This is a genomic window from Citrobacter sp. wls718 (genome assembly GCF_005280945.1).
In the GTDB taxonomy this organism is placed as follows: Bacteria; Pseudomonadota; Gammaproteobacteria; order Enterobacterales; family Enterobacteriaceae; genus Citrobacter; species Citrobacter gillenii.
Genome location: NZ_SZWV01000037.1, coordinates 69,442 through 80,495 on the forward strand (window position 1 = coordinate 69,442; position 11,054 = coordinate 80,495).

Genomic DNA, 11,054 nt, shown 5'->3' on the forward strand with positions numbered 1-11,054 from the left:
GGGTGCGGCACTGTATGCATTTTGCGGCGCGCAGTTGCGTAGCGGTATTGAGATCGTGACCGATGCGTTACATCTTGATGCCTGGGTCGCAGATGCCGATTTAGTGGTGACCGGTGAAGGGCGTATCGACAGCCAGACCATACATGGCAAAGTCCCCGTTGGTGTAGCGAACGTTGCGAAGCGTTATAACAAACCGGTTATCGGTATTGCCGGCAGCCTGACCCCGGATGTGGGCATTGTGCATGACCATGGTATTGATGCTGTTTTTAGCGTGATTTATACCATCTGTACGCTGGAAGATGCGCTGAAGAATGCGAAAGAAAATGTCCGCATGACGGCACGCAACGTGGCTGCAACCCTCAATGCAGGGCTGCAGTTACGCTGAGTTGTAGGCCGGATGAGGCGTTTACGCCGCATCCGGCGAACATCACCCCAATATCCGTTTCGCTTCGCGTGCCACGTTGTCCATCTCATCAAGCAGCTCTAAAAACTCAGGCTCTAGATCTTCTTCCTGGGTTCCACTGCGCAGTTGTTGTTCGATGAGCTGGCACAGGTTCTTCATGCGTGGAACGCCGCTGTAGCCGCAACTACCGTGCAGTTTGTGGATCAAATCGACCAGCCCTTCCGGGTTTTCACCGACCAGCTGTTCCTCGATTTTATTACGCACCTCCGGCAGAAAATCGATCAGCATTTGCAGCATATCGCGCGCCAGATTATTTTTTCCGGCGGCTTGCCGCAACGCCAGCTGCCAGTCGAGCGTCGTGTTCGGGTTGACCACCGGCTCAAGAGGCTCTGTGGCAATAGCCCGGATGGCTGTACCAGTACCAGGTTTGTAGCGTAGCAGCAGATTGTGCAGCTTCTCTTCTTCAATCGGTTTTGCCAGATAGTCAGTCATCCCGGCGCTGAGGAGTTTCTCTTTTTGCCCGGCCATGGCGTGCGCGGTAACCGCAATCACCGGCGTCTGCTGTTGATGAGGGAGTTGATGGATCAGTTCACAGGCGCGAATACCGTCCATATCCGGCATCTGAATATCCATCAAAATCAGATCAAACTGCATCTGTTTGGCGCGATCCACCGCCTGATGCCCGCTGTCGCAAAGTTCGACGTGGCGTACCTTATCCTCCAGTAATGCGCCGATCAGTTTGAGATTCGCCGGGTTGTCATCTACCGCCATGACGGTCATCGCAATTTTGCTCTCGTCGACCAGCAACGGCTCGTTGCTTTGGTTCAGATGACAATACTCCGTCAGGGCAGGCAGCAGGCGGGTTGACGTGAGCGGTTTTAACAGACACGCCGCAGCGCCGCCTTGTTTTAATTTCTCAGCGTTAATTTGCGCATGGCAAGGCAGCGCCAGTAACAAGAAGTCGGTCATTGCCCGGGCGCTTGCCAGCCGTTCATGTTGCATGGTGAGCGGTTCGCGCAGCGTCACCGGTACGCCAAGCAGCAGAATATCGTAGTGTTCTGCCGGCAACGCGGAGAATGACGGGCTATAAATCACCTCCAGCGGCGTTTCGCTCAGGATATCCAGCGTACATTGTGCCGCATTGGCGTTGGGTTCTACGTAGGCTAGTCGTTTCCCGGCCAGACAGCGGGTAGGTGAGCGTTCACTGAGTACGTTAGGATTGAGGTCAAGGCTGATGTGGAACCAGAAGGTTGATCCACGATTGGGCTGACTGTGGAAGGAGATATCCCCACCCATTTCGTTGACCAGTTTTTGCGTAATCACCAGGCCCAGCCCGGTGCCGCCGTGGCGTCGCGAAATACTGGCATCCGCCTGGCGGAAGGCCTGGAACAGGCGCGATTGATCGCGTTCCGGAATGCCGATACCGGTATCGCGGATTTGCACTTCAATCTGCACTTTGGTGTTACTGAGGGCGCGTTTCTCCACCAGAATATCGATATTGCCGCTCTCGGTAAATTTGATGGCATTGCCGACCAGATTGGTGATGACCTGCTGCAAACGCAGTGGATCGCCAATCACATTGTCTGGCACGTCGTTCTTGATATTGAGTGTTAGCTCCAGCCCTTTATCATGGGAGGAGTGCGCCAACAGCGTCACCACATCGTCCAGCGTGCTGCGTAGCGGGAATGGGATACTTTCCAGAATCAACTTGCCTGCTTCCAGTTTGGAGAAGTCGAGCACGTCGTTGATGATGGCCAGCAAATTGTTGGCGGAGCGTTCAATGGTATTCAGGTGATCGCGCTGGGTGGTGTTCAACTCGGTTTTTAGCGTCAGGCGGGTAAAGCCAATCACGCCATTGAGCGGCGTACGCAGCTCATGCGACATGTTTGCCAGAAACTCGGATTTGATACGCGCCGCTTCCTGGGCGCGTTTCTTCGCCAGATCCAGCTCAACGTTCTGGATCTCCATCTGCTCCAGCGTTTCGCGTAGGTCAGACGTGGCCTGATCGATATTGTGCTGCATCTCTTCATGGTAGGCTGCCAGCGACATCGCCATCGAGTTGATGCCGTTTTTCAGCATATCCAACTCGCCCAGCATGAAGCCTTCTACTCGACTGTCGAGCTGCCCTCGTCGTATCCGGTCAACGGTATTCACCATGTTGCGGATAGGGCCGGTCACGTCGCGCATCAGACGCCAGCCAAAAATTAATGCAATACCGATGCAAAACAGCATCATCACGGTTGAAATAAAGATTTCTTTGTACTGCTGTAGCCGCACCGATTTAAGATCTAACTCAAGCGCCACGTACCCCAGCATATTTTTTGTGTTTTTCGCGTCGCTGACTGCAGACTCATCCGGAGAATAACTTTCCGATATAATTGGGGTGCGCAGGATCATGATATCCCCCCTGGCGGATGACGCTCAGTTTTCGGGGAAACGGCGCACCGGCAGGCAGCTGCATTTCTGATGGATCGAGATGGAAATTTGACGTGACGAACAGCCGATTATTTTCATCATAGACCGAAATCGCCCGCACAATTTCGGAATGGCGACGGTGCAGCACGCTGATAAGCTGGCCGATAGACTCCCGATTTTGTAGGTTCATGCCATATTCGCTGGAGACTGCGAGTGGCTCAATGATGCTGGCACCAGCATCTTCTAGTTGACGCTGCAAGTCGTTATAGCGATGCACAACAAAAAAGATACTGAGCAGCAAACCTATCAGGACGGTCGGTGCCAGGATCAGAATCATCATGCGAGCGCGCAGGCTGTAGTTGGTCATGGAGTTCCGTTATGGGACAATTAGGGTCACACTGTTAAATAGAGAAAACTCTCGTCGATGGCGCAATTCTACTCTGCAAAACGACGCGTGACGACGCGTCAGATCATAACCGTTACCGTCAATGACCTCGATCCTTTTGGTCAGGGCGTCGCTCGCCATAACGGGAAGACCCTGTTTATACCGGAATTACTGCCCCAGGAAAGCGCGGAGGTGGCAATCACCGAAGATAAAAAACAGTTCGCCCGCGCGCAAGTCAAACGTCGTTTAAATGACAGCCCAGACCGTGAAGTGCCACGTTGCCCACACTTTGGCGTATGTGGTGGCTGCCAGCAGCAGCATGCCAGCATTTCTTTACAGCAACGTAGCAAAAGCGCGGCGCTGTCACGCTTAATTAAATGTGAAGTGTCAGAGGTTATTGCCGACACGCCATGGGGCTATCGCCGTCGTGCGCGTTTAAGCCTGAACTATCGGGCGAAAGAAAAGCAGTTGCAGATGGGGTTTCGTAAATCTGGCTCCAGTGACATTATCGACGTGAAGCAGTGCCCCGTTTTGGTGCCCCAACTTGAGGCGCTGCTGCCCGATATCAGGGCATGCCTGGAAAGTCTGCAAGGGTTACGCCATCTTGGCCATGTTGAATTAGTGCAGGCTGGCAACGGCACGGTGATGATTTTGCGCCATACGTCGCCGCTAATTACTGCTGATAAAGAAAAACTGGAATGCTTTTCGCATTCTCAGGGACTGTCTTTGTTTCTGGCCCCGCAAAGCGAGATACTGGAACGCGTTTCAGGAGAATCACCCTGGTATGACTCAAATGGGCTACGTTTAACCTTCAGCCCGCGTGATTTTATCCAGGTGAATGCTGGGGTAAATCAACAGATGGTTGCCCGAGCGCTGGAATGGCTGGATGTACAACCTGAAGATCGGGTGCTCGATCTGTTTTGCGGCATGGGTAACTTCACGCTGCCGCTAGCAACCCGTGCGGCAAGCGTGGTGGGCGTTGAAGGCGTGCCTGCGCTGGTGGATAAAGGCCGCGAGAACGCCCTGAATAACGGATTACACAATGTGACATTCTTTCATGAGAATCTTGAGGAGGATGTCACCCGGCAGCCGTGGGCAAAGAACGGATTTGACAAAGTTTTACTCGATCCCGCGCGTGCAGGTGCTGCAGGCGTGATGCAACATATTATAAAATTAAAACCGGGTCGCGTTGTTTATGTATCCTGTAATCCTGCTACGCTGGCTCGTGACAGCGAAGCGTTACTCAACGCGGGATACACCATTCAGCGACTGGCGATGCTCGATATGTTCCCGCACACCGGACACCTGGAGTCAATGGTCCTGTTTGAGCATAGGTAATGAATCTTATACCCACTGGATTTCGGCGCGCTGTAGCCTGAAACCCAATGGGTACGGCTTGTCGACTTCGACAGGCCAGGCCCCTTAAGGAGAGGACGATGGTTGCGGTAAGAAGTGCACATATTAATAAAGCTGGTGAGTTTGATCCCAAAAAATGGATCGCCAGTCTGGGGATCACCAGCCAGCAGTCGTGTGAACGCTTAGCCGAAACCTGGGCGTATTGCCTGCAGCAGACACAGGGGCATCCGGATGCGGAGTTGCTGTTGTGGCGCGGCGTGGAGATGGTAGAAATTCTCTCTATGCTGAGTATGGATATGGACACGCTGCGGGCCGCTATGCTTTTCCCTCTGGCGGATGCCAACGTGGTCAGCGAAGACATCCTGAGCGAGAACGCGGGGAAGTCAATCGTCAATCTTATCCATGGCGTGCGTGATATGGCGGCGATACGTCAGCTGAAAGCCACGCATACCGATTCGGTCTCTTCCGAACAGGTTGATAACGTCCGTCGCATGCTGCTGGCCATGGTCGACGACTTCCGCTGTGTGGTCATTAAATTGGCGGAGCGTATCGCGCACCTGCGCGAAGTCAAGGACGCACCAGAAGACGAACGTGTACTGGCGGCAAAAGAGTGCACCAATATCTATGCGCCGCTGGCCAATCGATTAGGTATCGGGCAGTTAAAATGGGAGCTGGAAGATTACTGCTTCCGCTACCTGCATCCGGACGAATACAAGCGAATCGCCAAGCTGTTGCACGAACGCCGTATCGACAGAGAACACTACATTGATGAGTTCGTCGGTCACCTGCGTTCAGAGATGAAAATCGAAGGCGTGAAGGCCGAGGTGTACGGTCGTCCGAAACACATCTACAGCATCTGGCGCAAAATGCAGAAAAAGCAGCTGGCTTTTGATGAGCTGTTCGATGTGCGCGCCGTGCGCATCGTCGCCGAGCGGTTACAGGATTGCTATGCCGCACTGGGGATAGTACATACTCACTATCGGCATCTGCCGGACGAGTTCGATGATTACGTCGCGAATCCCAAACCCAACGGTTATCAATCAATCCATACGGTTGTGTTGGGGCCGGGTGGTAAAACCATCGAAATCCAGATCCGCACTAAACAGATGCACGAGGATGCCGAACTGGGTGTCGCGGCGCACTGGAAGTACAAAGAAGGTACCGCTTCAGGTGCAGCGCGTTCGGGTCATGAAGACCGAATTGCCTGGCTGCGTAAGCTGATCGCCTGGCAGGAAGAGATGGCAGACTCCGGTGAGATGCTCGATGAAGTGCGTAGCCAGGTCTTTGATGACAGAGTTTACGTCTTTACGCCAAAAGGCGATGTGGTGGACTTACCGGCGGGCTCGACGCCGCTTGATTTTGCTTACCATATCCATAGTGATGTCGGTCATCGCTGTATTGGTGCCAAAATTGGTGGGCGCATTGTGCCGTTTACCTACCAGTTGCAGATGGGCGATCAAATTGAAATCATCACCCAGAAGCAGCCAAACCCAAGTCGCGACTGGCTGAACCCTAACCTCGGGTACGTGACCACCAGCCGTGGGCGCTCCAAGATCCATGCCTGGTTCCGCAAGCAGGATCGCGACAAGAATATCCTCGCGGGCAGACAAATCCTTGATGATGAACTGGCGCACTTAGGCATTAGTCTGAAAGAAGCCGAAAAGCATCTGCTGCCGCGCTACAACTTTAACGAGCTGGAAGAGCTGCTGGCGGCGATTGGCGGTGGGGATATCCGTCTTAACCAGATGGTGAACTTCCTGCAATCGCAGTTTAACAAGCCGAGCGCCGCCGAGCAGGATGCCGCCGCGCTGAAGCAGTTGCAGCAGAAAACGCATGCGCCACAAAACCGCCGTAAAGATGATGGTCGCGTGGTGGTTGAAGGGGTAGGTAACCTGATGCACCACATCGCACGCTGCTGCCAGCCGATTCCTGGCGATGAGATTGTGGGGTTCATCACCCAGGGGCGCGGTATATCCGTGCATCGGGCGGATTGCGAACAGCTGGTAGAACTGCGTTCTCATGCGCCGGAGCGTATCGTCGATGCGGTTTGGGGCGAAAGCTACTCGGCGGGGTATTCGCTGGTGGTCCGCGTCCAGGCGAACGATCGTAGCGGTTTATTGCGCGATATCACCACCATCCTCGCCAATGAGAAGGTGAACGTGCTGGGGGTTGCCAGTCGTAGCGATACCAAACAGCAGCTTGCCACCATCGACATGACCATCGAAATCTATAACCTGCAGGTGCTCGGGCGCGTACTTGGCAAGCTCAATCAGGTGCCGGATGTGATCGACGCACGTCGTCTGCACGGTAATTAATCATTTGTAAGCCGGATAAGGCGTGCCGCCATCCGGCAATATCACCATGCCCGATGGCGCTTTGCTTATCGGGCCTACGTTTTCAGGATCTTGTAATGAATCAAATCGACCGACTGCTCGGTATTATGCAGCGCCTGCGCGACCCGGAAAACGGCTGTCCGTGGGATAAAGAGCAGACTTTCGCCACCATCGCCCCCTATACCCTCGAAGAAACCTATGAAGTGCTCGATGCCATTGCGCGTGAAGACTTCGACGATCTGCGCGGAGAGTTGGGGGATTTACTGTTCCAGGTGGTGTTTTACGCGCAGATGGCACAGGAAGAAGGGCGCTTTAATTTTGATGATATTTGTGCGGCCATCAGCAATAAACTTGAACGCCGTCATCCGCATGTTTTTGCCGATGTTTCCGCCAGCAACAGCACTGAGGTGTTAACCCGTTGGGAGCAAATTAAAAGCGAAGAACGTGCGCAGAAAGCCCAACATTCCGCATTGGACGATATTCCCCGTAGTTTACCGGCGCTGATGCGCGCTCAAAAAATCCAGAAACGCTGCTCAAATGTTGGTTTTGACTGGAAGACGTTAGGACCGGTGGTCGACAAGGTTTATGAAGAGATTGACGAAGTCATGTTCGAAGCGAAGCAGGCCGTCGTCGACCAGGCTAAACTGGAGGAGGAAATGGGCGACCTGCTGTTTGCCACGGTCAATATGGCCCGCCATTTAGGCACAAAAGCCGAGACCGCATTACAGAAAGCGAACGAAAAGTTTGAGCGACGTTTTCGTGAAGTCGAACGGATTGTTGCTGAACGCGGTCTGGAAATGACTGGTGTTGATCTGGAAACTATGGAAGAAGTCTGGCAACAGGTAAAACGCCAGGAAATTGATCTCTAAGGGGTTTCGTCGGTCAAGGGCGATTTGTGTGATTTTTTAAATAACAAGCGATTGATTTACGTCAAAAACATTTACCCCAAAGGGGCTATTTTCTCACTCCCGATGTTAATGTGAGCCTGGTGAAGAGGAGGAATAATGAAAGTTTGTGGCGCTCGCCATGTTCGGGTATACTACTTTCCCGTCTTGGTAATTCCATCGTTTCACCCTAACTTCTCAGGTCCAGCATGACAACGAACTATATTTTTGTGACCGGCGGGGTCGTATCCTCTCTGGGAAAAGGCATTGCCGCAGCCTCCCTGGCAGCCATTCTTGAAGCCCGTGGCCTCAATGTAACCATGATGAAACTGGATCCGTACATCAACGTCGATCCAGGTACTATGAGCCCAATCCAACACGGGGAAGTGTTCGTTACCGAAGACGGCGCTGAAACCGATCTGGACCTGGGTCACTACGAGCGTTTCATCCGCACCAAAATGAGCCGCCGCAACAACTTCACCACCGGTCGTATTTACTCTGACGTTCTGCGTAAAGAACGTCGTGGCGACTATCTGGGCGCAACCGTTCAGGTTATCCCGCACATCACGAATGCGATCAAAGAACGCGTTCTGGAAGGCGGTGAAGGTCATGATGTTGTTCTGGTCGAAATCGGCGGAACCGTTGGGGATATCGAATCTCTGCCGTTCCTTGAAGCGATTCGCCAGATGGCCGTGGAAATTGGCCGCGAACATACGCTGTTTATGCATCTGACGCTGGTTCCCTACATGGCAGCGGCAGGTGAAGTCAAAACTAAACCGACTCAGCACTCTGTAAAAGAGCTGCTTTCTATCGGTATTCAGCCTGATATTCTGATTTGCCGCTCCGATCGTGCTGTTCCGGCTAATGAACGTGCAAAAATTGCATTGTTCTGTAACGTCCCGGAAAAAGCGGTGATTTCTCTGAAAGATGTCGATTCTATCTATAAAATTCCAGGCCTGTTGAAATCTCAGGGGCTGGACGATTATATTTGTAAACGATTCAGCTTGAACTGTCCGGAAGCAAATCTGTCAGAATGGGAACAGGTTATCTACGAAGAAGCCAATCCGGCAGGCGAAGTGACTATCGGTATGGTCGGCAAGTACATTGAGCTGCCGGATGCCTATAAGTCAGTTATCGAAGCGCTGAAGCACGGTGGTCTGAAGAATCGTGTCACCGTCAACATCAAGCTGATCGATTCGCAGGATGTTGAAACGCGCGGTGTTGAGATCCTGAAAGGCCTCGACGCTATCCTGATCCCAGGCGGCTTCGGCTACCGTGGTGTTGAAGGTAAAATCGCGACGGCACGCTTTGCGCGTGAGAACAATATTCCTTATCTGGGCATTTGCCTGGGTATGCAGGTAGCGTTGATTGAGTTTGCTCGTAACGTCGTGGGTATGGACAACGCCAACTCCACGGAATTTGTGCCAGACTGTAAGTACCCGGTGGTGGCCCTGATTACCGAATGGCGTGATGAAGACGGCAACGTCGAAGTCCGTACCGAGAAGAGCGATCTGGGCGGCACGATGCGCCTTGGTGCGCAGCAGTGTCAGCTGGACGACGAGAGTCTGGTGCGTAAGCTGTACGGCACGCCGACAATTGTTGAACGCCATCGCCACCGCTACGAAGTCAACAATATGCTGTTGAAACAAATTGAAGCTGCGGGTCTGCGTGTTGCAGGTCGCTCCGGTGATGATCAGTTGGTCGAGATCATTGAGGTACCGAATCATCCGTGGTTCGTGGCCTGTCAGTTCCACCCGGAATTTACTTCCACGCCACGTGATGGGCACCCGCTGTTTGCCGGCTTTGTGAAAGCCGCCAGTGAACATCAGAAGCGTCAGGCGAAGTAAGAAGTAAAAAGTTAGAACGGCAATGCACCCATCCGGGTGCATTGTTTGTCTGGAGTTTTAGTTTAACTTGTACTGAGGAAAACCTAATGTCCAAAATCGTTAAAATCATCGGTCGTGAAATCATCGACTCCCGTGGTAACCCGACTGTTGAAGCCGAAGTACACCTGGAAGGTGGTTTCGTTGGTATGGCAGCAGCGCCGTCAGGTGCTTCTACTGGTTCCCGCGAAGCACTGGAACTGCGCGATGGCGACAAATCCCGTTTCATGGGTAAAGGCGTACTGAAAGCGGTTGGCGCGGTAAACGGCCCAATTGCTCAGGCTCTGCTGGGTAAAGATGCTAAAGATCAGGCTGGCATCGACAAGATCATGATCGATCTGGACGGTACTGAAAACAAATCCAACTTCGGTGCAAACGCCATTCTGGCTGTGTCCCTGGCGAACGCTAAAGCAGCAGCTGCTGCTAAAGGCCTGCCGCTGTATGCACACATCGCAGAACTGAACGGTACTCCGGGCAAATTCTCTATGCCGGTTCCGATGATGAACATCATCAACGGTGGTGAGCACGCTGACAACAACGTCGACATCCAGGAATTTATGATTCAGCCGGTTGGCGCTAAATCCCTGAAAGAAGCCGTACGTATGGGTTCTGAAGTGTTCCACAACCTGGCTAAAGTTCTGAAAGCCAAAGGCATGAACACTGCAGTTGGTGACGAAGGTGGCTACGCGCCGAACCTGGGTTCCAACGCAGAAGCTCTGGCTGTTATTGCTGAAGCGGTTAAAGCAGCAGGCTACGAGCTGGGCAAAGACATCACTCTGGCGATGGACTGTGCAGCATCTGAATTCTACAAAGACGGTAAATACGTTCTGGCTGGCGAAGGCAACAAAGCATTCACCTCCGAAGAATTCACTCACTTCCTGGAAGAACTGACCAAACAGTACCCGATCGTGTCCATCGAAGATGGTCTGGACGAGTCTGACTGGGACGGTTTCGCATACCAGACTAAAGTACTGGGCGACAAAATCCAGCTGGTTGGTGACGATCTGTTCGTAACCAACACCAAGATCCTGAAAGAAGGCATCGACAAAGGCATCGTTAACTCCATCCTGATCAAATTCAACCAGATCGGTTCTCTGACCGAAACTCTGGCTGCGATCAAAATGGCGAAAGACGCTGGCTACACGGCTGTCATCTCTCACCGTTCTGGCGAAACTGAAGACGCAACCATCGCTGACCTGGCTGTTGGTACCGCTGCAGGCCAGATCAAAACCGGTTCTATGAGCCGTTCTGACCGCGTTGCTAAGTACAACCAGCTGATTCGTATCGAAGAAGCGCTGGGTGAACAAGCGCCGTACAACGGTCGTAAAGAGATCAAAGGTCAGGCGTAATCCTGTTCTTTAGCTCTTAACGTAAAAACCCGCTTCGGCGGGTTTT

At 52.8% G+C, this 11,054-nt stretch carries 6 protein-coding genes and 1 pseudogene; 6 read left to right on the forward strand and 1 reads right to left on the reverse strand.

Annotated elements, in window-relative coordinates:
- A partial coding sequence (locus FDW95_RS23555) for a glycerate kinase (protein WP_249358946.1) occupies window positions 1-385 on the forward strand: 385 nt, incomplete at its 5' end.
- Window positions 386-427: 42 nt separating this feature from the next.
- On the opposite strand, the pseudogene barA reads toward FDW95_RS23555, so the two are convergent.
- Window positions 428-3,185 (reverse strand): annotated as a pseudogene (gene barA, locus FDW95_RS07180) (two-component sensor histidine kinase BarA).
- A gap of 57 nt (window positions 3,186-3,242) precedes the next feature.
- Here barA and rlmD point away from each other — a divergent pair.
- The 5 genes from rlmD (at window position 3,243) to eno (ending at window position 11,008) form a co-directional block, all read left to right on the forward strand.
- Window positions 3,243-4,541, forward strand: coding sequence for a 23S rRNA (uracil(1939)-C(5))-methyltransferase RlmD (rlmD, locus tag FDW95_RS07185; RefSeq protein ID WP_115257596.1), 1,299 nt, complete (start codon window positions 3,243-3,245; stop codon window positions 4,539-4,541).
- Between the two features lie 98 nt (window positions 4,542-4,639).
- Window positions 4,640-6,874, forward strand: a complete 2,235-nt coding sequence (gene relA / locus FDW95_RS07190) for a GTP diphosphokinase (RefSeq protein ID WP_115257597.1) — start codon at window positions 4,640-4,642, stop codon at window positions 6,872-6,874.
- 95 nt (window positions 6,875-6,969) lie between these two features.
- The gene (gene mazG / locus FDW95_RS07195) at window positions 6,970-7,761 is read left to right on the forward strand and encodes a nucleoside triphosphate pyrophosphohydrolase (protein ID WP_115257598.1); all 792 of its coding nucleotides are present in this window, start codon (window positions 6,970-6,972) and stop codon (window positions 7,759-7,761) included.
- Between the two features lie 224 nt (window positions 7,762-7,985).
- Window positions 7,986-9,623 (forward strand): glutamine hydrolyzing CTP synthase, encoded by a 1,638-nt coding sequence (pyrG, locus tag FDW95_RS07200; RefSeq protein ID WP_096755904.1) that lies wholly within the window; start codon window positions 7,986-7,988, stop codon window positions 9,621-9,623.
- A gap of 86 nt (window positions 9,624-9,709) precedes the next feature.
- A complete protein-coding gene (eno, locus tag FDW95_RS07205) occupies window positions 9,710-11,008 on the forward strand; it encodes a phosphopyruvate hydratase (RefSeq protein ID WP_115257599.1) in 1,299 nt (432 codons plus the stop codon).
- The last annotated feature ends 46 nt before the right edge of the window (window positions 11,009-11,054 follow it).